Here is an 18865-nt window from a genome sequence, read left to right on the forward strand (position 1 = left end):
ACCCTACAGCGCGGAGTTTAACCCTGGCGGTTCGGCTCGGCGACGTAGATCTCGACGCGGCGGTTGCGCGCGCGGCCGGACGGGTCGTCGTTCGAAGCGACCGGCTCGCGCTCGCCACGGCCGTCGATCATGATGCGGTTCGGCGACACGCCGCGCGCCGCGAGGTAGTCGCGGGTCTGGGCGGCACGGTCGACCGACAGCGGCTGGTTGACCGAGTCGTTGCCGGTGCTGTCGGTGTGGCCGATGATGGTCACGGTGGTCGACGGATTGTCTTGCAAGGTGCTGGCAAAACGCTCGAGCACAGGGCGGAAATTGGATTTGATCGCGGAGCGGCCGGTGTCGAACGACACGTCGGCAGGCACTTCGAGTTTCAGGCGGTTATCCTGGGTCTGGCTGACCTGGATGCCGGTGCCGCGCGTGGCTTGTTCCATGGCTTGCTTTTGCTGTTCCATGCGGTTCGACCAGATATTGCCGATCAGCGCGCCCGCGGCGCCACCGATCAGGGCGCCCTTGCCGGCACGTCCGCCGTGGCCGGAGGTGGCGCCAATGATGGCGCCAATGCCGGCGCCGACACCAGCGCCTGTTGCCGTACCGCGCTGGGTGGCGGACATGTCGGCGCAACCGGTCGCCATCAGGGCGAGGACGGTGATGCCGAGCAGGGATTTAGTCAGGTTCTTTTTCATAGTGTGGCTCCTAAAAGTAAATAATCCGTTTCGCTGTCACACCAGGCTACGCCTGGCACGACCGCGAAACGGATCGGACATCAGTCGATGGCCGGATGATGCGTCAGCTAGATACCTCGGCCGCTGATGAGGCGAACCAGGATCATGATAACAGCGACAACCAGCAGAATGTGGATGAAGCCGCCAATTGTATAGGAAGTGACCAAGCCAAGCAGCCACAGGATCAGAAGTACTACGGCGATTGTATAGAGCATGATTTTGTCCTCGGTGGGTTTTTTATAGACGACTGGTATGTCGTGAGTGCAGTATGCAGAACTCTTGCATGCCGCTCCGTACGCTGGCGTACATTAAGAATATGTTTTTTGTTCGTTTTGCAAGGCGGGCAACCATCCCAATACGCCCGCCAGGCCAACGAGACCGATCAGGCAGGCCACCAGGCCGCCGGCAATCAGGAACACCACGTCCTGGGCCTGCATTGTGGCGCTGCTGCCCGCCGCGACAGGTCCCGCAGCGCTGAAACCAAACAGCGTCACGATAATGCCCCAAGCTAAAATGCCGATCCAAACCATGCGGTTCATGATAATTCCTTCGTCTCTGGTGATACTGCCGCGCCTTTTGCTACAGGCGTGAAGCTATTTTCGCGCTTGCTCATCAGCAGATCAGTTCGTTGCCGCACATTGCAAACAAGAAAACAAAAACGCCCCGGGCAGAAGCCACGGGGCGTTGTTTTTTAGTACAGCCGGGTCGGATCAGGCGACCGGACGCAAGGCCCCGTTGACCACCTTGACCCGGTCGCCGGTGCGCCAGCCGGCCGCGCTCTGCTGGTGGAAAGTGCGCGCGCCGCCATCGTCGAGGCGCACCCGGATTTCGTAGCTGCGGGTCGCTTTCAGATTGCCTTCGACCTGGTTGCCGACCACCGCGCCGCCGACCGCACCGGCGACGGTGGCCAGCTTGCGGCCATTGCCGCCGCCGACCTGGTTGCCGAGCAAGCCGCCGAGCACGGCGCCGCCGGCCGCGCCCAGGCCGCTGCCTTGTGCGCGCTGGGTGATTTCGCGTACCGATTCGATGTTGCCGCAATGATTGCACCAGTGCTCGGGCGCTGGTTCGCGCGTCGCATCGCGCGTCGCATCGCGCGCCGCATCGCGCGCCGGCGCCGCCGTGTTGTCATACAGCGCGGCGCGCTTTTCTTCGCGCTCGCGCCCGGCACGCAGGTCGTCCAGGCGTTGGTTCTCGGCGCGCTGCGCGGCGCGGTAGCGCGCGGCGTCGCGTTCGGTGTCGCGTTCGGCGCCGGTCCCAGGCGCATCAAGTGCGGCCAGGGTACGCGGCGCCGTCGCCGCCGCGCCGCTTTGCAGTGTCGAGGCCAGCACCGCGCGGTCGATTTCGCTCAGTTCGGTTTTGGCGGGCGTGCCCCCGATGGACGACGGAATCCAGCCGAGGATGGCGACGGTGCCGGCTCCGCAAAACACGATCACCGCGACGGCGGCGGCGATCAGCAGGGGATGCTGGGCGCTACGGGGCGCGGGAGGGGAGGGCGTCGTCATGATGATTCCTTATTGATGATGTGAGGTGCTGCACTGTCGGGTTGATGGATGTCATTCTCCCGAGGATGGGGCGGTCCTTCCGTGCGTCACCGTACATACTTTGCCTATTATTGCCGTTACGCTGATTGAAATTGTTTGTAAATGTATTTGTACTACCAACCTGGCCTTACCTATCTAATGATCGCTATCCGTTTTGTCTCTTGGCCGCCAACGCGCAACGCCCTTCGGAGGGAGCGATGAATCACGTTTCCGCCGTTGAGTTCGACCACCCGACCGGCAACCAGTTGCTCGCCGCCCTGCCGCACAGCGACCTTGCGCGGCTGTCGCCCTTGCTCGAACCGGTCCAGGTGGAAGTGGGCGAGGTGCTGTACGAGCCGGCCGAGCCGATCCGCCATATCTATTTTCCCCACGACAGCCTGATTTCGCTGCTGGGCGTGGCTGAAGGGCGCATGACGCTCGAGGTCGGCCTGGTCGGGCGCGAAGGCATGCTCGGCGCCACCGTCGCGCTCGGGCACGACACGGCGCAAACGCGCGCCATCGTCCAGCGCGCCGGTTGCGCGAGCCGCATGGACAGCGCCAAGTTCCGCACCGAGTTCGCGCGCAATCCGTCCTTGCAGCGGGTGCTGTACCGGTATACCGATACCTTGCTGGCGCAGGCGATCCAGATCGCCGTGTGCAGCCGCTTCCACGTGCTCGAAGCACGCCTGGCGCGCTCGCTGCTCATCACGCGCGACCGCCTCAAGTCCGACAAATTTCACCTGACCCATGAATTCCTGGCACATGCACTGGGCGTGCGCCGGGTCGGCGTGACCAAGGCCGCCAGCGCCCTGCAGCAGCAGGGGCTGATCATCTACAGCCGTGGCAATATCGAGATCCTCGACGTGCAGGGCTTGGCCGCGGCCTCCTGCAAATGCTACGAGATCGTCAAGGAAGCGGGCGCCAGCGCGCTGTCGACAGCCTTCGTGTGAGCCTGCGGGCAGCGCCGGCCTGCGGGACGCGGCGCTGTCCAGGGAACGTATTCGCGCATTCTTCGTCTTTTTCGCTACGGATGCGCACCGCCTCCGGCCTTATCCCTGACCGTTTCTCTCCGCAAAACAAGTGATCATCGCGCTCGCGCTCGTCCTCATGGCCCGATCAGGATGTCGCGTTGAGCATCCCTGATTGACAACATGCTCGAGGTACGCGGCCCGAAAGGCATTCCCGACGCGCCGACGCTGAGCCTGCGCTCGACGTCGAGGCGGGCCAAGGCGTGCTGATTCGGGCTTCCCGCACGCGGAGCAGACGTAAAAAAACCCCGCGAGCGGGGCCGCTGGCGGGGTTTTTTCATCAATCAGGCAAGCCGGATCATTTCGGTGGCTTGACCTGATTGCCGATGACGCCGCCGACGGCTGCGCCGCCAACGGTACCGACAGCGCTGCCGCCGGTCAGTACGCCACCGACAACTGCGCCGGCACCGGCGCCGATGGCCGTGTTTTTATCCTGGGCCGACATGCCTGCGCAGCCACCCAAACCGAGCGCCACGGTGACCAGTGTCGCGCTCATTACCAGTTGCTTGATTGTTTTCATGATGATGCCTCTTTATGGGTAAAGCTTATTTCATGCGGATGTCGTTTTTCACCTGCTTGACACCTTTGACGTTGCGGGCAACTTTGCCGGCGGTAGCGATGCTGTCATGGGCGGCGACGAAGCCGCTCAGCTGAACAACGCCTTTGAAGGTTTCAACGTTGATTTCCGCAACTTTCAGGGTTGGCTCATTGACGATGGCCGCTTTGACGCTGGTGGTGATCACGCTGTCGTCAACGTATTCGCCCACGCTTTCTTTTTTGTCGGTCGACGCGCAGCCAACAACGGTGGTCAGCATCAGGGCGGCGATCAGGGTCGATACGATTTTCAGGTTTTTCATGGTGTATTCCTCTATGGTGGTGGTCTATATTGTTATGCGTTCGGCGGTGCATATCGCCCAACCGATGTGTCTAGATTAGGGCTTGCCGGGCCCATGGTCTGTTCGGCAACGCACATAAGTGACAAAGCGCAATTTTTTACACTCAGCGCCGCGGGCGCACGTTTTGGGCGCTGGCGTTACCCTTGCTATTGCTCTTGGCCGCGCCCTGGCCGGGCGGCGGCGCCACCGGCTTTTCGCGCGCCTCGGCCAGCAAGCGCCCGCAGCCGCTTTCCTGGCCCGGACCGGTATTGACCAGGGGCAGCAGGGCTGCCGGCGCCGCCACCAGGCCCAGCGCCACCGCGCCGCCCGCCTTCAGGGCCAGCACGCCCTTGTCGACGCTCACCTCGGGCTTGGAAAAGCTGCCGCGCAAGTGCAGGGGCGAGCGCAGCGAAAAAATGCGCAAGCCCTTGGTCTTCGGATCGAGGGTCAGGTCCATCTGTTCGTTGGCCAGGTTGATGGTGCCGTCACCGGTGATGGCCGCCTCTTCGGTATCGACCACGAAGGTGCGCGTCTGCATCAGGCCGTTGGTGACCTGGAAGTCGCTCGCCATGCAATTGAGCTTGACCTGCTTGTCGCCGAACAGCTTGGTCAGCACGATATTGCCGATATTGAGGCCCATCTGTTCGAGCAGCATCTTGCTGACCGTGCCTTCGTCGATCAGCGCCTTGATCTCGCCGTTCGAGGCCGCCAGCAGCGAGGCCACCGAATTGCCGGTGCTGGAGAGTTGCGCGTCGCCGTTGATCTGGCCGACCGTGGCCTTCATTTCGGCAATCGAAGGGAACAGTTCCTTGATCTTGATGTGGCGCGCGCTGACATTGGCGGTAGCCTTGATGGCTTGCTTGCCCTTGCCGCTGCCGTCAAGCTTGATGGTGGAGGTGACGTTGCCGCCGGCCATCTGGAAATTCAGCGGCGCCAGGGTGAGCACGCCCTCCTGGAGGATCAGGTGGGTGGTCATTTTGCTGATCGGCAGCTGTTTTTCGCGCACGATGCGATCGGCCGCGTAGCGCACGTCGGCGTCGATCGCGGTCCAGCGCTCGGTACGGAACGCTTCGACCGGCAACACCTTGCCGGTCGGCTGCACCGCCTCGACCCCGCGCGCCTCTTTGCTGGCGTTCGAATCGGCGCCCACCAGCGGCCCCAGGTCGGCGAACTGCAGCAGCTTGGACGCCACAGTGCCGCTCAGTTTGCCGCGTGGCTTGCCGGTCCGGTATTCGAGGTGGCCGGCGATGTCGCTCGAGCCAACCTTGCCGGTAAATTTGTCGTAGACCCAGCGGCTGCTTGTTTCGCCCAGCTCGCCGGTCAGGCGGCCCTCGGTGCGAAAGGCCGGCGTTTCCGGCAGCAGTACCCCGGTCAGCGTATACAAGCGCGCCATGCTGGCGCCGGAGAGTTTCAGGCGCAGGTCGAGCGCGGCCAGCTTGGTCGGCTTGGTGACCGTGCCTTCGACTTCGATGTGAGTCTTGCCGACGCGCAGATCGGCCTGGATCGGGTAGGGCGTGGTTTGCTGCTTGAGCGAGAGCACCGCGCCGGCCTTGCCGCCGCCGGTGACGGGGCCGTTGTTATAGGTGCCGCGCAGCTTCCAGCTGATGCCGTAGGCGGGGTCGGCGTTGACGGTGTCGACGTCGGCGGTCAGGTCGATGTTTTCGACCGCGTCATTGAACTTGACCACGCCCTTGGTGAAGACCACGCGTTCCAGGTCGAGCTTCCAGCGCGCCGGCTGGTCGTCATTGGGGAAGGTCCAGTTGTTCTTGCCCTCCTTGTCGCGACGCAGGTCGACGGCCGGCGCATCGAAGCGCAGCACGGGAATGGCGATGGTTTTGTGGAGCAGGGCGAAGGGGTTGAGCGAAAACGAGAATTGCTTGACGGAGGCCATGGCGCCCGTCCCCATCCCCGCCGGCTGGCCGACGTGCACATCGTTGGCGACCAGGTGCGGCCAGGGCACCGCGTCGCGCCAGGTGCGGTCGCGCTCGGCCATGACGGCGGCCGGCTTTTCCCAGCTTAGCTTGAGGTCGCCCTTGACTTCGAACGGGCGCTCGATCGCTTCGCTGGCCTTGGCGTTGAGCCAGGGACGGGCCTTGTTCCAGTCGTAGGTGAGCAAGATGGCGAGCGCGATGAGCGCAATGGCGACCAGCACGGCCGCGATGGCGAGAATAATGTTGGTGCGGCGCGCGAGCGGTGGGCGGGGGGCGGACGGGACCGGGGCGGCTTGACTCATGATTATCCTTATTGTGGTAACAGGGTCACTTTAAGCGATAAGGGTGGCGCACTTGTGTACGTTAGCGCACGGTCGCCAGCCCCCTTGCACGTAAAACATTTGCTATGTGCGGCAGCGAACCGAACTTGCCAATAAATCAGCTTATAACGTTATCACGACATCACTACACCTCATGGAGAAACACGATGAATGCACAAATCAAGAATCAAGTCAGTAAAGTACTTTGCGCCGCACTGGTTATGACACTGGTCGCTTGCGCCAGTTCGCAAAAAGCACCGGCCACCGCTGATGTTGCCGTATCGAAGAATGCGGTCGAAAACGCCGTGAGCGCCGGCGCCGCCGATCTGGCTCCGGCCGAAATCAACGCTGCCCGCAGCAAGATGATGCAAGCGAACCAGGCCCTGGCCGCCAAGGATTACAAACTGGCGCGCGAACTGGCTACCCAAGCCCAGGCCGACGCCAAGCTGGCCCAGAGCAAAGCCAATTCGGCCAAGGCGACCACCGCCGCCAACGCACTCCAGGATGACCTGCGCGTGCTGCGCGAAGAAGTCGACCGCGCCAACAAGCCACAACAATAAAAACAAAAACACGTCTGAAAAACAGACAGCGCCGCGCGCCCTCACAGCGGCAGCGCAGGCCGAGCGGTCCGCGCACAGCAGTACCCAGAGCACAAGAAAACGATTGAATTCCGCGCCATATGGCGCCATGACAACAAAAGGAACACTTCCATGAAACATACCCTGATCAAATCCGCCATCCTCGCCGCCGTCTTCACACTGGGTGCTTGCAGCAGCGTACCGACCACTACGCCATTGCTGGACCAGGCCCGTGGCGATTTCGTCGCCGCCAACAACAATTCGCGCGTGTCGACCTTCGCCCCACTGGAATTCAAGCAAGCGAGCGAAGCGCTGGATCAAGCCAACGCCGCCGCCGCCCGCAAGGATAGCCTGGAGCAGATCGACAAGCTGGCCTACCTGGCCAAGCAAAAAATCGCCACCGCACAAGAAATAGCCAAGCAGAAGCAGGCTGAAGCCGATATCGCCGCTTCCGGCAAAGAACGCGACGCCGTGCGCCTCGAAGCGCGCACCGTCGAAGCCGACCGCGCCAAGATGGATGCCGCCGCCGCCAAGGCCGCCGCCGCCGCCGCATCGGCCGATGCCGCCGCCGCCCAGAACCAGGCTGCCGCCGCCCAAGGCCAGGTCGCCGCCGCTGAAGCCCAGACCCGCGAAGCCCAGGCTCGCGCCGCCCAGCTCGAAGCGCTGATGACGGACCTGCAAGCGAAGAAAACCGAACGCGGCCTGGTCATCACGATCGGCGACGTGCTGTTCGGCGTGGACCAGGCCAACCTGACCGCCAACGGCCAGGCTACCTTGCGCAAACTGGCCGATGCACTGGCACAGAACCCGAACCGCAGCGTGCTGGTCGAAGGGTTTACCGACAGTACCGGCAGCAGCGCGCATAACCAGCAGTTGTCTGAAAAACGCGCCGCCGCCGTGCGCGCCGCCCTGGTCGAGATGGGCGTTGCCCGTGACCGCGTCGCGATGCGCGCCTATGGCGAAGCCTTCCCGGTCGCCGCCAACGATTCGGCCGGCAACCGCCAGATGAACCGCCGCGTGGAAATCGTTCTGTCGAACGAAGGCGCCGCGATCGCTCCGCGTCGTTAATACCGAACAAATTGAAGTCGTAATTTACAAGCAAAAGGAATCATCATGGAAGACAATACCAAGCCACTGGCGCACGGATTCGACGTGAAAGCCATTCGCCAGGCAGCCGCCAATCTCGACGACGGCGCCGTCACGGACGGCTACGCAGCCGATCGTGAAGCGGTCATCAACATGCTGAACGACGCGCTTGCTACCGAACTGGTGTGCGTGCTGCGCTACAAGCGCCACTACTACACCGTCAGCGGCGTGGGCAACGGCCCGATCAAGGCCGAATTCCTGGAACACGCGCAGCAGGAGCAGGAACACGCCGACTCGCTGGCCGAGCGCATCGTCCAGCTGAACGGTTCGCCGAATTTCAATCCGGCCACCCTGACCGCGCGCAGCCACGCCGAGTACGACGATTCGGACGACGTGCAAGCGATGATCCGTTCCAACCTGATCGCCGAGCGCGTGGCGATCGAGTCGTACCGTCAAATGATTGCCGCCATTGGCGACAAGGACCCGACCACCAAGCATCTGTTGATCAGCATCATGGCGGTCGAAGAAGAGCACGCGGACGACATGCGTGATCTGCTGGCTCATTAAGAGCCTAAAAGCAAAAACGGTAACACTTTACAGACTTATTTCAACCCACCACTGGAGTTCATCATGTTAGATACCAACACCCGCACGAACGGCACTTCAAACCTGAACGGCAATGTGAACGCCGTGCAAACCGACGTCAAAACCCTGGTCAAGGATGCCCAGACCCTGCTGTCGGCAGCCGCTTCGCTGACCGGCGAGAAAGCCGAAGACATGCGCGCACGTGGCATGGAAATGCTGGACGTGGCGCTGGGCAAGGCATCGCAAGTGCAAGGTCAAGCAATCGTCAAAGGTAAGGAACTGGCGCACACCGCCGATGTCTATGTTAAGGACAACCCATGGCGCACCATCGCCGCCGCTGCCAGCGTCGGCTTGTTGGTCGGTGTGATCCTGGGCCGTAAATAATCCAAGCCGGGAGAAGCCATGGACAAAACAACAGCAGCAGTACATGGCCCCGGCCTGATGGGCGGCCTGACAGGGCTGGCAAAAAATGTCTTCGGACTCGTGGTGTCGCGCGTGGAACTGGCGGCACTCGAGTTGTCCGAAGTGCGCAATCATGTGCTTGAATTGCTGGTGATTTTTTCGCTGGCCGTCCTGTGCGCCATGTTTGCGTTGGCCTACGGCACCGCGACAATTGTTGCGCTCGCCTGGGAAAGCATGGGCTGGAAAATCCTCTTGCTGATGTTTGCCGTGTTTATCGCCGTGACGATCGGCCTCGTGCTCAAGGCCAAGGCCATGCTCAAAGAGGGCAAGCTGGCTTTCCCCGAGACCATGAACGAACTGAAGAACGATCGCGACATGCTGCTTTAAGCGGCCATTCAGACGGGAGGATGACAATGGATAACATTATCGGGCTCGAAAAGAGGCCGGGCACGGGTGGCGACAAGGCCGATTCGATCGCCGAACGCAAGGCGCGCTTGCTGCGCCAGGGCGATTTCTACCGCGTCGGCATCGCCCATGCCAAGGCCCGGATCAAACACGATGCGCGCCCCGACGTGCTGTTTCACTCGGCACTCGACCATGCGACCTGGGCGGTCCGTTCGCGGATCGACAGCGTGCTGCATCCGACCGGCATCAGTGTCGGGTCGATCATGCCGTACGCCGCGACCATCATCGGCTTCATCACGCAGCGCCGGCTGATCAAGCCCGCGCTCGGCGTGGCGGCCGTGCTGGGCGGCGTGGCGTGGTACTTGCAGCAGCGCCGCACGGGGCAGGCGCAGGCGTTGTAACGCAGCGCATGTGACGGTTGTAGCGCAGCGCATGTGACGCAACACATGTGAAGCATGCCGCTGAACTGCTTGGCGACCATGCCGGGCAAGCTAACCCGGCCTTGCAATAAGAACGGAAAAATATGGTGGGGCTTGAGCGGCGTCGCAATCTTCGGATTCGGCGCCGTCTTTTTTTGTTGACATCGTTTTCATCTATACTCGTTTGTCCATTTTTCGCTTGTGCATTTTTCACTTCCGCACTCTTCATCTCGACTTCATCCCGGCCCTCTTATGACTGACATAAACAAACTCAATCCCGACAAGCTGCGTATCGTGCTCGTCCTGCAAGGCGGCGGTGCCCTGGGCGCCTACCAGGCCGGGGTGTACCAGGCCCTGCACGAGCACAATCTGGTGCCGGACTGGATCGTTGGCACCTCGATCGGCGCCATCAATGCGGCGCTGATCGCCGGCAATGAACAATCGGTACGGCTGGAAAAGATCAAGGCCTTCTGGGACCGCGTCTCGCATCCCGACACCCTGGACATGACCCGGGTCGACGACCGCCAGCGGCGCTCGAATATCTGGCTCAACACGTTTGACACCGTCATGCGCGGGGTACCGGGCTTTTTCACGCCGCGCTTGTTCAGCGGCTTTCCGTTCGGGATGACGGTGGCCCCCGAAGAAGCCTCGTTCTACGACACCACGCCGCTGCGCGACACGCTGCGCGAACTGGTCGACTTCGATTATCTGAACGAAGAGGGCGGCATGCGCCTGACGGTCAACGCCGTCAATGTGCGCACCGGCGAACTGGCGCACTTCGACAGCCAGGGCGGGCAGCTGTGCGCCGACCATGTGCGCGCCAGCGGCAGCCTGCCGCCGGCCTTTGCCCCGGTCCGCATCGACGGCGAACTGTACTGGGATGGCGGTCTGTACTCGAACACCCCGCTCGAATCGGTGCTGCGCGAGCTGCCCGGTGGCGACACCATCTGCTTCATGGTCGACTTGTGGAGCGCGGAGGGCGAGGAACCAGTGACGATGGATGAAGTCAGTACGCGGCAGAAAGACGTGACATTCGCCTCGCGCTCGAAACGCCATATCGACGACTACAGCACCACCCATGCGCTGCAACACAAGCTGCGCCAGATGTATGCGCGCATGCCCGAGTCCGAGCGCACCGAGGACGACCGGCGCGAACTCGAAGCGCTCGGTTGCGACGCCACCTTGCACATCGTGCGCATTCCCTACGCCGGGCGCGACTGGCACATGGCGTCGAAGGACGTCAATTTTTCAAAGGGATCGATCGAGTGGCGCTGGGAGCAGGGCTACCGCGATGCGCTGCGCGCGCTCAGGCACGCGGGCTGGCTGGTGATGGTGGCCGAAGAAACGGCCGTGGTGGTGCATGAACTGCCGCCGGAGCAGGATGACTGGGTCGCGGCGGCGTAATCGGCGCTGCCGGCAGCGCCGCTCGTCGGCGCGCCGGCGCGGGTCGGATCAGCCGCCAGCGGCAGCCTGGGCGCGCGCGCCGGCCATGTCTTTCTGGTAGTTCGCTTGCGCTTCTTTATTGCAAGCGCTGCGCTCGGACGCCGGCAAGGCCCGGCATGCGCCCTTCGCTTCCTGCAGGGCCGCGCCCATTTCCTTGCGCAAGGTACGCAGGCGCGCGTCGGGCGTGACGTCTTCGCGCGACCAGCGCGCCGGGTCGCCACGGGCGATTTCGGCCGCTTGCTGGCGCGCGGTGGCGGCCGGCACATTCTGGTCGGTCGAGGTCTGGGGCAGCTGGGCGTTGGCAAAGCCCATTCCCAGCAGGCAGGCGGCGGCCACGGTGGCGCGCAGCACGCTGCCCAGTGGGGCGGTGGTGCGTGGCGATGCGCATGGCATCGTATTGTCGTCGGGCTTGCGCATGGCAGCTCCTTGTTGGTTGTGTATGGTGGGGCAAAAAAACCGGCGCACGCGGCGCCGGTTCTCGACTGTCTTACAGGCGCCCGGTGACGAGCAGCACAATCAGCACCACCACGATCAGGCCGGTGATGCCGGTTGGGCCGTATCCCCAGCTGCGGCTGTGGTTCCAGGTAGGAAGAACGCCGATCAGCGCAAGAATGAGGATAACGAGAAGAATGGTACCCATGGTGGGCTCCTTAAAGGTGGTCGAGCTGTTTACACAGGTCGGGAGTTATTGTAAGTAAATGGGTAGTGCGAAAAATCAGTAACGGTAGACGCGGCCGTCGACCAGGCGCACGCGGTTGCCCACGCGCAGGTCATACACGCTGTCCTGCACAACGGTGCGGGTTTCGCCGTTTTGCAGGCGAACGTTGATCTGGTACATCTCCTGGCCATTGCCTTGATTGCGGTTCGCTTCGACCTTGTTGCCGACCACGGCGCCGCCGACAGCGCCGGCGACGGTGGCCGCGGTACGGCCGCTGCCGCTGCCGACCTGGTTGCCGACCAGCGCGCCGACGATGCCGCCGACCACGGCGCCGGTGCCGTTGGTGTGGCCCTCATTGCGGGTGACCTGGATCGATTCGATGGTGCCGTAGCCAGCCGAGGACGAGGCGGCATTGTCGTAAGCGCCGTTGTTGTATGGCTGGGGCGAGGTGCTGGCGCAGCCGCTGAGCATGGCAGTGGTGGCAATGACGATTGCTGCGATAGTCTGAGTCGATTTCATGTTGTTCTCCTGACAAAGTGTGAAGCCAGCATAATCAGCGCACCGCATGGGGTCTGTGCGCTGCCGCACTCAGGTCGATCCAGTTGAGTTTGGCTCAAACTGTTGGGTTTTTGCCACTAATCACGCTGTGTTCGCCAGCGAACAGATGGGCGGCGGCACATCCCGTACAACGGTAAGCAGCGATGTATTGTCACCGGAGAAAAGCAAGATGAAACGAGCAGTCACCCCCGCCTTGATCGGCGCTTTCCTGATGTCGGCCGCCCTGTCCGCCGGCGCGGCCACGCCGGAAGCGAAGGCGGCGTACAGCCAGGCCAAGGAGGCCGCCACCGCCAACTACAAGGCGGCCCGTGCGCGCTGCGACGTGATCACCGGTAACCCCAAGGATGTCTGCGTGGAAGAAGCCAAGGCGGCGCGCGTGCGCGCCGTGGAAGAAGCGGACGCCAACTACAAGAACACGCTCAAGGCCTACACCCAGTCGCGCCTGACGATCGCCTCGGCCAACTATGACCTCGACAAGGTCAAGTGCCGTGCGCTGACCGGCAACGACAAGGATGTCTGCGTGCAGCAGGCAAAATCGACCCTGATCGCGGCCCAGGCCGACGCCAGGGCCGACAAGAAAGCGATCGAAGCGCGCACCGATGCGCGTGACGACAAACGAACGGCCGAGTACAAAGTCGCGCTTGAAAAGTGCGATGCGTTTGCCGGTGCGGTCAAGGACACCTGTGTCTCAACCGCGAAATCGCAGTATGGTAAATAAGTAACAAGCAAGCTATGCTGCAACAGCTCATATCGAGCACTTTTTTGAACCACCCACTAAGGAGTCCACTATGAAAATCGCAAAACGTCTGTCGACCATGCTGTTTGCCGCCACCCTCGTCGCCACCATGGCTGGTTGCGCTTCGACCGCCACCAAAGAAGGCACCGGCGAGTTTATCGATGACACCGTGATCACCGCGAAAGTCAAAGCATCGATTTTCAACGAGCCTACCCTCAAAGCGTCGGAAATCAATGTCGAAACCTTCAAGGGCGACGTGCAGTTGTCCGGCTTCGTGGCCGACCCGGCTGATGCCACCAAAGCGGCCGATGTGGCACGCGGCGTGAAGGGTGTAGTATCGGTCAAGAACGACGTACGTGTGAAGTAAGCTGAGCTCTTCAGGCCGGCCCGCAGTGGCCGGCCTGCGGCGCCGGCTCTATAATGTGAAGATTTTATGCAGCTTGCAGATCCGATTCCGGCACCCGCCAATGAAAACCCCGCTCCGGCCACCGAGAGCGTCGCCGTCAAGGCAAGCCCCGCCGATGCCGGCGCGGAGCATCACGATCCACTCACTGCCACCGCTGCGCACGCGCTGCGCATCCCGATCCATGTCAATGCGCGCGGGCTGGCGCTGGGCATCATCGCGACGATTGCCTTTGTCTACGCGTTGCAGTGGGCGCAAAAATTCCTGGTCCCGCTCTTGCTCGGGATCTTTATCGCCTACACGCTCAACCCGCTGGTCCTGTTTCTCGAACGGCGCATGCACGTCAAGCGCGCCTTCGGCGCCACCATCGTCACGGTCGTCATCCTGGTGCTGATGGGCGGGGTGCTGAACCGGGTGCAGGGCGAGTTTTTCAACATCATCGACGAATTGCCGACCATTACGCAGAAGGTCACGCGCATCCTGACCCGCGCCAGCGGTGGACAGCCGAGCACGATCCAGCAGATGCAGGCCGCCGCCTCCCAGATCGAGCAAGCCACCTCCAGCGTGGGCGGGCAAAAGTCGGCGGCGCGCAAGGCAATGCCGGCCGCGGCCGCCGCCGGCGGCAGTTTCAAGATCATGGACTGGGTGCTGGCCGGCTCGATGGGATTCATCGGTTTCGTCACGCAAGCGACGATGGTGGTGTTCCTGGTGTTCTTTTTGCTTCTTGCGGGAGACACCTTCAAGCGCAAGCTGGTCAAATTGACCGGGCCATCGCTGAGCCGCAAGAAGGTGACCGTGCATATCCTGGACGACATCAATTCCTCGATCCAGAACTATATGTTCATGCTGCTGGTCACCAATACCTTGCTGGCGCTGCTGATGTGGGTCGCCCTGAGCGCCATCGGCCTAGAAAATGCGGGCGCCTGGGCGATTTTTGCCGGCCTGATGCACATCATGCCGTACTTCGGCCCGCTGTTGATCACCGCGCTGACCGCTCTGGTTGCCTTCATGCAATTCGAATCGCTGGAAATGACCCTGCTGGTGGCCGGCGCCTCGCTCGCCATCGCCACCCTGGTCGGCACCGTCATTGCGACCTGGATGACCGGCAAGATCGCCAAGATGAACCCGGCCGCCGTGTTCGTCAGCCTGTTGTTCTGGGGCTGGCTGTGGGGCATGTGGGGCTTGCTGCTCGGCGTGCCGGTGGTCGTGATGATCAAGGTCGTGGCCGAACGGGTCGAAGGCATGGAAGTATTGGCCGAGCTGCTGGGCGAGTAAGCCGGCGGCGGCGGGCTGCATGCCTTTGCGCCCGCGCCGCCGTATGTTAGGCTTGCAGATCGTCAATTCATAAGCGCGCTTTGTTCATGCTCCAGTTAAAAAATCTTGCGCTCAGCGTGGCCCGGGCCGCTTGCGCCGTGCTCTATTGCGGCGTGTTCGCCGGCGCCGCCTGCGCGCAATCGGTCGCGTTCACCTTCGACGACGGTCCCTCGCTGGACGCCACGCCACGCCTGACGCCCCAGCAACGCAACGACGCCATGCTCGCCGCGCTGGCCAGGCATCAGGTCAAGGCCGCGCTGTTCGTTACCGCCGGCAATGGCGCCGACAAGCCGGCCGGCTATGCGCTGGCGCGCGCCTGGGGCGAGGCCGGGCACGCCATTGGCAACCATACGATGACCCATCCGGATCTCGATAACGCCAAGGTCAGCCTGGCGCAATACCAGCGTGAAGTGCTGGACTGCGACAAGATCATCGCCACCTTGCCCGGTTACCAGAAGTGGTTCCGCTACACCTACCTGCGCGAAGGCAGCACGCCCGACAAACGCGCGGGCATGCGCGACTTTCTCGCCGCGCAGGGCTATCGCAATGCGTATGTCAGCCTCGACACGAGCGACTGGCGCCTCGATGAACATCTGGCCGAGACCTTGGACAAGAACAGCCAGGCCGACCTGGCGCCCTTGAAAAAAGCCTACCTGGCGCATGTGCGCGAGCGCGCGCTGGCCTACCGCGCCTTGTCGCAGCGGCTGCAGGGACGCGACATTGCCCAGGTGATTTTGCTGCACCACAATTTGCTCAACGCGCTGTTTCTCGATGACGTGATCGGGATGTTCAAGGACATGGGCTGGACCATCGTGGCGCCGGCCAAGGCCTTCGAAGACCCGGTTTACCAGTTCTCGCCACAACATCCGGCCCACGGACAGAGCCTGCTGCTGTCGATGTCGCGCAGCCTCGGCATGGACAAGCTCGATGAGAAGAAACGCCTGCAAGACGATGGCGAAGCCGACATCGGCCGCCTGAAAGCACAAGGATACTAGGAATACATGCTCGCCAATTTACCTTACGAATTACAGATCGCCCTGCGTTACACCAGCGCGCAACGTCGCAGCGAACGCAATCCGATGCTGTCGGTCATTTCCCTCATTTCGGTGAGCGGCATTGCGCTGGGGGTGGCCGCGCTCATTGTGGTGTTGTCGGTGATGAACGGCTTCCAGAAGGAAGTGGCGGCGCGCATGCTGTCGATGATTCCGCACATCGAAGTCATCGACGAGCGCGGCGGCTTGCGCAATTGGGAGCAAACGCTGGCGCAGGCGCGCGGCAATCCGGCCGTGTCCGGCGGCGCGCCGTTCGTCACCTTGCAGGGCATGCTGCTGTACGACGAAACCATGCGCCCGGTGGCGGTGCAAGGCATCTTGCCGGCGGCCGAAAAGACCGTGTCGAGCATCGCCGATCGCGTCAAGGACGGCAAGCTCGAAGATTTGCAGCCGGGCCGCTTCAATATCGTGCTCGGCTACGAACTGGCCAGCAAGCTGGGCGTGAAAGTGGGCGACAAATTGTCGCTGCTGGTGGCGCCGCAGGGTGGGGCGGCCACCGCCTGGACGCCGCGCCGGCAAGTCTTCACGGTGACCGGGACCTTCAATGTGGGGCACAACGATTACGATTCCAGCGTGGCGCTGGCGCATATCGACGACGCGCGCGCGGTCGAGCAATTGCCCTTGCCGTCCGGGCTGCGCCTGAGTTTGCATGATCTGCACCAGGCGCCGAAAGTGGCGCAGCAATTGTCCAGCAGCATGCCGCCGGAACTGATGTTCCGCGACTGGACGCGCCAGAACGAGGTCTGGTTCGCGGCCCTGCAGTCGCAAAAGCGCATGATGTTCCTGATCCTGGTGCTCATTATTGCGGTGGCGGCGTTCAATCTGGTGTCCACCCTGGTGATGAAGGTCAACGACAAACAGGCCGATATTGCGATCTTGCGCACCCTGGGCGCCTCGCCGCGTTCGATCATGGCGGTATTCATGATGCAGGGCGCGCTGGTCGGCGTGATCGGGACTGCGGCCGGGGTGGCGGCGGGCGTGCTGCTGGCCATGAATATCGATATGATCATGCCGGTGGTGGAGAAACTGCTGGGCAGCAAGCTACTGTCGAAAGAGATTTACTTCCTCAGTTCGGTGCCGTCGGACCCGCAATGGCAGGATATCGTCATGATTGGCGGCGTGTCGGTGGCGCTGGCCTTCGTGGCGACCTTGTATCCGAGTTATGGGGCGGCGCGGATCAATCCGGCGGAGTCCTTGCGCTATGAGTAAACGGGCTTTGTCGCTCGCTGACCAGAACTAGCTTGAAGAAACATTATGACATTACGCCAATTTGAGTTGGACGTGCTCGGTTTGTTAGGAAGCTCTACCCCCTACGGTGACAGGCTTCCGCTGCTTGCCCGGTCCGCAAGCACTATCGAGGTTGAGTACACAGGTGTCGGATATTTTCTGAGCTTTGATTCTTCCAGCCTGCCCCTGGCTCGCGCAGTACTCGGCGATCCATTGGTCATTGGCGAGGTGGACGGCATTGTGTGTGGCTTTATCGCCTTTGTAGAAAATCATTCGCTGACGCTGGAGTGTTACACGTATGGCGACGCCGGCTTGCCGCCGCACTTTCGGGACCGTGATGTGGTGCTGAGGATCGAGACCCATGTGTCGAGCGGCCTCCCACTGCACGATGACTGATTGGCGGCTCCTCGCAAGCAGGCCAGTTTGAGATTGCCATGCAATCGGGCGACGTCATCCGAATTGAGGCCAGGCATGTGCGCCTCGCTGCTGGCGTTGCCCGTCGCAATCATTGAGCTGGCAGAGCGTATCGATGTCGCGGACGACTGTGTGGCCGCCGACGTGCAGTCGGCGGCAAGTGCATTTTCACCGCGAGCTCCCCGCTAGCGGCAGCCAATATTGAACTCAGCGAATCCGCGTCACCTTCGCCGCCGAGGCCTGCCCGCCACCGGTGATTTCATCGGGCTTGTGCTTCAAACTGCCCAGTTGCAGCGCATATTGGCGCGCAAACTCCGCTCCCAAAAAGAAAATCTGCGCCGAGTAATACACCCACAGCAGCAGCGCGATCATCGAGCCGGCCGCGCCGAAACTGTTGGCCACGCCGCTGTTGCCGATATACAGCCCTATTACAAACTTCCCCAGGCTGAACAAGGCCGCCGTGCCCAGCGCGCCAATGGTCACGTCGCGCCATGAGAGCTTGATGCGCGGAAGCATTTTGTAGATCACGCCGAACAGGGTGGCAATGACCAGGAAACTGATCGCCCACGATACCCACGACAGCAACACCGCGGCATCTTTCCACAATCCGTTCATGTATTTTTCCAGCACGGCCAGCGCGGCGCTGACCACCAGCGACACCATCAGCAAAAAGCCCAGCACCAGGATCAGCCCGAACGACAGCAGGCGCGTGCGCAGGATGTCCCACCAGGTCGCATCGGTCGAGGCCGGCACTGCCCAGATCTCGTCCAGGCTGTCCTTGAGTTCGGAAAACACGGTGGTGGCGCCGAACAGCAGCAGGCCGGTGGCGATGACGGTCGCCCAGATGCCGCTTTCCTTGTTTTGCGCGCCGGCCAGGATCAGCTGGATCGCTTCCGCGCCCTGCTTGCCGACCAGTCCGCGCAGTTCGTTAATCAGCTGGCCCTGGGCCGCTTCGGCGCCGTAGAAAAAGCCGGCGATGGCAATGACGAGCACCAGGATCGGCGCCATCGAAAACAGGGTGTAGAACGCCAGTGCCGCGCCCTTGCTGGCGGCGCGGTGCGCGAACCATTCGGTGACCGCGCAGCGCATCACATTGACCAGTTGTTTGGAGTAGGGCGCCCATTCCTTAATTTCCATTATTGTTACTTTCCTTAAATTCGCGCGGGGAGCCTGCGCCCCCGCAAAACAG

Annotated in this window: 25 protein-coding genes; 14 read left to right on the plus strand and 11 right to left on the minus strand. The window is 62.2% G+C overall.

Features of this window, described 5'->3' with window-relative positions; translation table 11 throughout:
- Positions 1-17: 17 nt before the first annotated feature.
- The 4 genes from F2P46_RS26930 to F2P46_RS26945 all read right to left on the minus strand — a co-directional run bounded on the left by F2P46_RS26930 (position 18) and on the right by F2P46_RS26945 (position 2224).
- Entirely contained in the window at positions 18-683 is a 666-nt protein-coding gene (locus F2P46_RS26930) for an OmpA family protein (RefSeq protein ID WP_166896040.1), read from the minus strand.
- A 107-nt stretch (positions 684-790) separates the two neighbouring features.
- Positions 791-937: a lmo0937 family membrane protein gene (locus F2P46_RS26935; RefSeq protein ID WP_103170603.1), complete on the minus strand. Its 147-nt coding sequence runs from the start codon at positions 935-937 to the stop codon at positions 791-793.
- A gap of 93 nt (positions 938-1030) precedes the next feature.
- A complete protein-coding gene (locus F2P46_RS26940; RefSeq protein ID WP_166896042.1) occupies positions 1031-1261 on the minus strand; it encodes a hypothetical protein in 231 nt (76 codons plus the stop codon).
- Between the two features lie 171 nt (positions 1262-1432).
- The gene (locus F2P46_RS26945; RefSeq protein WP_166896044.1) at positions 1433-2224 is read right to left on the minus strand and encodes a glycine zipper 2TM domain-containing protein; all 792 of its coding nucleotides are present in this window, start codon (positions 2222-2224) and stop codon (positions 1433-1435) included.
- 236 nt (positions 2225-2460) lie between these two features.
- Here F2P46_RS26945 and F2P46_RS26950 point away from each other — a divergent pair, with 236 nt between their 5' ends.
- A complete protein-coding gene (locus tag F2P46_RS26950; RefSeq protein ID WP_166896046.1) occupies positions 2461-3192 on the plus strand; it encodes a Crp/Fnr family transcriptional regulator in 732 nt (243 codons plus the stop codon).
- 376 nt (positions 3193-3568) lie between these two features.
- On the opposite strand, the gene F2P46_RS26955 is transcribed toward F2P46_RS26950, so the two are convergent.
- The 3 genes from F2P46_RS26955 to F2P46_RS26965 all read right to left on the minus strand — a co-directional run bounded on the left by F2P46_RS26955 (position 3569) and on the right by F2P46_RS26965 (position 6378).
- Complete coding sequence (locus F2P46_RS26955; RefSeq protein ID WP_099881030.1) at positions 3569-3790, minus strand: glycine zipper 2TM domain-containing protein; 222 nt, start codon at positions 3788-3790, stop codon at positions 3569-3571.
- 25 nt (positions 3791-3815) lie between these two features.
- Positions 3816-4127 (minus strand): BON domain-containing protein, encoded by a 312-nt coding sequence (locus F2P46_RS26960; RefSeq protein ID WP_166896048.1) that lies wholly within the window; start codon positions 4125-4127, stop codon positions 3816-3818.
- Positions 4128-4269: 142 nt separating this feature from the next.
- A complete protein-coding gene (locus tag F2P46_RS26965) occupies positions 4270-6378 on the minus strand; it encodes an AsmA family protein (protein WP_166896050.1) in 2109 nt (702 codons plus the stop codon).
- A 185-nt stretch (positions 6379-6563) separates the two neighbouring features.
- Here F2P46_RS26965 and F2P46_RS26970 point away from each other — a divergent pair, with 185 nt between their 5' ends.
- From F2P46_RS26970 to F2P46_RS27000, 7 genes are all read left to right on the plus strand, one after another.
- A complete protein-coding gene (locus F2P46_RS26970) occupies positions 6564-6956 on the plus strand; it encodes a DUF4398 domain-containing protein (RefSeq protein ID WP_166896052.1) in 393 nt (130 codons plus the stop codon).
- Between the two features lie 150 nt (positions 6957-7106).
- The gene (locus tag F2P46_RS26975; RefSeq protein ID WP_166896053.1) at positions 7107-8042 is read left to right on the plus strand and encodes an OmpA family protein; all 936 of its coding nucleotides are present in this window, start codon (positions 7107-7109) and stop codon (positions 8040-8042) included.
- 45 nt (positions 8043-8087) lie between these two features.
- Positions 8088-8627, plus strand: a complete 540-nt coding sequence (locus F2P46_RS26980; protein ID WP_166896055.1) for a ferritin-like domain-containing protein — start codon at positions 8088-8090, stop codon at positions 8625-8627.
- Between the two features lie 63 nt (positions 8628-8690).
- Entirely contained in the window at positions 8691-9029 is a 339-nt protein-coding gene (locus F2P46_RS26985; protein WP_166896057.1) for a YqjD family protein, read from the plus strand.
- 18 nt (positions 9030-9047) lie between these two features.
- Positions 9048-9434, plus strand: a complete 387-nt coding sequence (locus F2P46_RS26990) for a phage holin family protein (protein WP_166896059.1) — start codon at positions 9048-9050, stop codon at positions 9432-9434.
- A gap of 26 nt (positions 9435-9460) precedes the next feature.
- A complete protein-coding gene (locus F2P46_RS26995; protein ID WP_229509475.1) occupies positions 9461-9853 on the plus strand; it encodes a hypothetical protein in 393 nt (130 codons plus the stop codon).
- A 270-nt stretch (positions 9854-10123) separates the two neighbouring features.
- Positions 10124-11275, plus strand: coding sequence for a patatin-like phospholipase family protein (locus F2P46_RS27000; RefSeq protein WP_166896063.1), 1152 nt, complete (start codon positions 10124-10126; stop codon positions 11273-11275).
- A 48-nt stretch (positions 11276-11323) separates the two neighbouring features.
- Here the strand turns inward: F2P46_RS27000 and F2P46_RS27005 are convergent, their stop codons facing one another.
- The 3 genes from F2P46_RS27005 to F2P46_RS27015 all read right to left on the minus strand — a co-directional run bounded on the left by F2P46_RS27005 (position 11324) and on the right by F2P46_RS27015 (position 12491).
- Positions 11324-11731, minus strand: a complete 408-nt coding sequence (locus tag F2P46_RS27005; RefSeq protein ID WP_166896065.1) for a hypothetical protein — start codon at positions 11729-11731, stop codon at positions 11324-11326.
- Positions 11732-11801: 70 nt separating this feature from the next.
- Entirely contained in the window at positions 11802-11954 is a 153-nt protein-coding gene (locus tag F2P46_RS27010) for a DUF3309 family protein (protein WP_166896067.1), read from the minus strand.
- A gap of 75 nt (positions 11955-12029) precedes the next feature.
- Positions 12030-12491, minus strand: a complete 462-nt coding sequence (locus F2P46_RS27015; RefSeq protein WP_166896069.1) for a glycine zipper 2TM domain-containing protein — start codon at positions 12489-12491, stop codon at positions 12030-12032.
- Positions 12492-12699: 208 nt separating this feature from the next.
- On the opposite strand from F2P46_RS27015, the gene F2P46_RS27020 reads away from it, so the two are divergent.
- From F2P46_RS27020 to F2P46_RS27045, 6 genes are all read left to right on the plus strand, one after another.
- Positions 12700-13248, plus strand: coding sequence for a hypothetical protein (locus tag F2P46_RS27020; protein ID WP_166896071.1), 549 nt, complete (start codon positions 12700-12702; stop codon positions 13246-13248).
- Positions 13249-13318: 70 nt separating this feature from the next.
- Entirely contained in the window at positions 13319-13633 is a 315-nt protein-coding gene (locus tag F2P46_RS27025; protein ID WP_166880422.1) for a BON domain-containing protein, read from the plus strand.
- Between the two features lie 66 nt (positions 13634-13699).
- On the plus strand, positions 13700-14944 hold the full coding sequence (locus F2P46_RS27030) for an AI-2E family transporter (RefSeq protein WP_166896073.1): 1245 nt from the start codon (positions 13700-13702) through the stop codon (positions 14942-14944).
- 86 nt (positions 14945-15030) lie between these two features.
- Complete coding sequence (locus F2P46_RS27035; protein WP_166896075.1) at positions 15031-15978, plus strand: polysaccharide deacetylase family protein; 948 nt, start codon at positions 15031-15033, stop codon at positions 15976-15978.
- A gap of 6 nt (positions 15979-15984) precedes the next feature.
- A complete protein-coding gene (locus F2P46_RS27040; RefSeq protein ID WP_166896077.1) occupies positions 15985-17244 on the plus strand; it encodes a lipoprotein-releasing ABC transporter permease subunit in 1260 nt (419 codons plus the stop codon).
- A gap of 45 nt (positions 17245-17289) precedes the next feature.
- Complete coding sequence (locus F2P46_RS27045; RefSeq protein ID WP_166896079.1) at positions 17290-17658, plus strand: hypothetical protein; 369 nt, start codon at positions 17290-17292, stop codon at positions 17656-17658.
- 225 nt (positions 17659-17883) lie between these two features.
- Here the strand turns inward: F2P46_RS27045 and F2P46_RS27050 are convergent, their stop codons facing one another.
- The gene (locus F2P46_RS27050; RefSeq protein ID WP_166896081.1) at positions 17884-18813 is read right to left on the minus strand and encodes a YihY/virulence factor BrkB family protein; all 930 of its coding nucleotides are present in this window, start codon (positions 18811-18813) and stop codon (positions 17884-17886) included.
- Positions 18814-18865: the final 52 nt, after the last annotated feature.

Source organism: Massilia sp. CCM 8734 (genome assembly GCF_011682155.1).
In the GTDB taxonomy this organism is placed as follows: Bacteria; Pseudomonadota; Gammaproteobacteria; order Burkholderiales; family Burkholderiaceae_D; genus Telluria_A; species Telluria_A rubra.

Excerpts from the sequence above, each read along its gene's own strand:
- F2P46_RS26930 (WP_166896040.1), bottom strand. The coding sequence starts at position 683 with ATGAAAAAGAACCTGACTAAATCCCTGCTCGGCATCACCGTCCTCGCC.
- F2P46_RS26935 (WP_103170603.1), bottom strand. The coding sequence starts at position 937 with ATGCTCTATACAATCGCCGTAGTACTTCTGATCCTGTGGCTGCTTGGC.
- F2P46_RS26940 (WP_166896042.1), bottom strand. The coding sequence starts at position 1,261 with ATGAACCGCATGGTTTGGATCGGCATTTTAGCTTGGGGCATTATCGTG.
- F2P46_RS26945 (WP_166896044.1), bottom strand. The coding sequence starts at position 2,224 with ATGACGACGCCCTCCCCTCCCGCGCCCCGTAGCGCCCAGCATCCCCTG.
- F2P46_RS26950 (WP_166896046.1), top strand. The coding sequence starts at position 2,461 with ATGAATCACGTTTCCGCCGTTGAGTTCGACCACCCGACCGGCAACCAG.
- F2P46_RS26955 (WP_099881030.1), bottom strand. The coding sequence starts at position 3,790 with ATGAAAACAATCAAGCAACTGGTAATGAGCGCGACACTGGTCACCGTG.
- F2P46_RS26960 (WP_166896048.1), bottom strand. The coding sequence starts at position 4,127 with ATGAAAAACCTGAAAATCGTATCGACCCTGATCGCCGCCCTGATGCTG.
- F2P46_RS26965 (WP_166896050.1), bottom strand. The coding sequence starts at position 6,378 with ATGAGTCAAGCCGCCCCGGTCCCGTCCGCCCCCCGCCCACCGCTCGCG.
- F2P46_RS26970 (WP_166896052.1), top strand. The coding sequence starts at position 6,564 with ATGAATGCACAAATCAAGAATCAAGTCAGTAAAGTACTTTGCGCCGCA.
- F2P46_RS26975 (WP_166896053.1), top strand. The coding sequence starts at position 7,107 with ATGAAACATACCCTGATCAAATCCGCCATCCTCGCCGCCGTCTTCACA.
- F2P46_RS26980 (WP_166896055.1), top strand. The coding sequence starts at position 8,088 with ATGGAAGACAATACCAAGCCACTGGCGCACGGATTCGACGTGAAAGCC.
- F2P46_RS26985 (WP_166896057.1), top strand. The coding sequence starts at position 8,691 with ATGTTAGATACCAACACCCGCACGAACGGCACTTCAAACCTGAACGGC.
- F2P46_RS26990 (WP_166896059.1), top strand. The coding sequence starts at position 9,048 with ATGGACAAAACAACAGCAGCAGTACATGGCCCCGGCCTGATGGGCGGC.
- F2P46_RS26995 (WP_229509475.1), top strand. The coding sequence starts at position 9,461 with ATGGATAACATTATCGGGCTCGAAAAGAGGCCGGGCACGGGTGGCGAC.
- F2P46_RS27000 (WP_166896063.1), top strand. The coding sequence starts at position 10,124 with ATGACTGACATAAACAAACTCAATCCCGACAAGCTGCGTATCGTGCTC.
- F2P46_RS27005 (WP_166896065.1), bottom strand. The coding sequence starts at position 11,731 with ATGCGCAAGCCCGACGACAATACGATGCCATGCGCATCGCCACGCACC.
- F2P46_RS27010 (WP_166896067.1), bottom strand. The coding sequence starts at position 11,954 with ATGGGTACCATTCTTCTCGTTATCCTCATTCTTGCGCTGATCGGCGTT.
- F2P46_RS27015 (WP_166896069.1), bottom strand. The coding sequence starts at position 12,491 with ATGAAATCGACTCAGACTATCGCAGCAATCGTCATTGCCACCACTGCC.
- F2P46_RS27020 (WP_166896071.1), top strand. The coding sequence starts at position 12,700 with ATGAAACGAGCAGTCACCCCCGCCTTGATCGGCGCTTTCCTGATGTCG.
- F2P46_RS27025 (WP_166880422.1), top strand. The coding sequence starts at position 13,319 with ATGAAAATCGCAAAACGTCTGTCGACCATGCTGTTTGCCGCCACCCTC.
- F2P46_RS27030 (WP_166896073.1), top strand. The coding sequence starts at position 13,700 with ATGCAGCTTGCAGATCCGATTCCGGCACCCGCCAATGAAAACCCCGCT.
- F2P46_RS27035 (WP_166896075.1), top strand. The coding sequence starts at position 15,031 with ATGCTCCAGTTAAAAAATCTTGCGCTCAGCGTGGCCCGGGCCGCTTGC.
- F2P46_RS27040 (WP_166896077.1), top strand. The coding sequence starts at position 15,985 with ATGCTCGCCAATTTACCTTACGAATTACAGATCGCCCTGCGTTACACC.
- F2P46_RS27045 (WP_166896079.1), top strand. The coding sequence starts at position 17,290 with ATGACATTACGCCAATTTGAGTTGGACGTGCTCGGTTTGTTAGGAAGC.
- F2P46_RS27050 (WP_166896081.1), bottom strand. The coding sequence starts at position 18,813 with ATGGAAATTAAGGAATGGGCGCCCTACTCCAAACAACTGGTCAATGTG.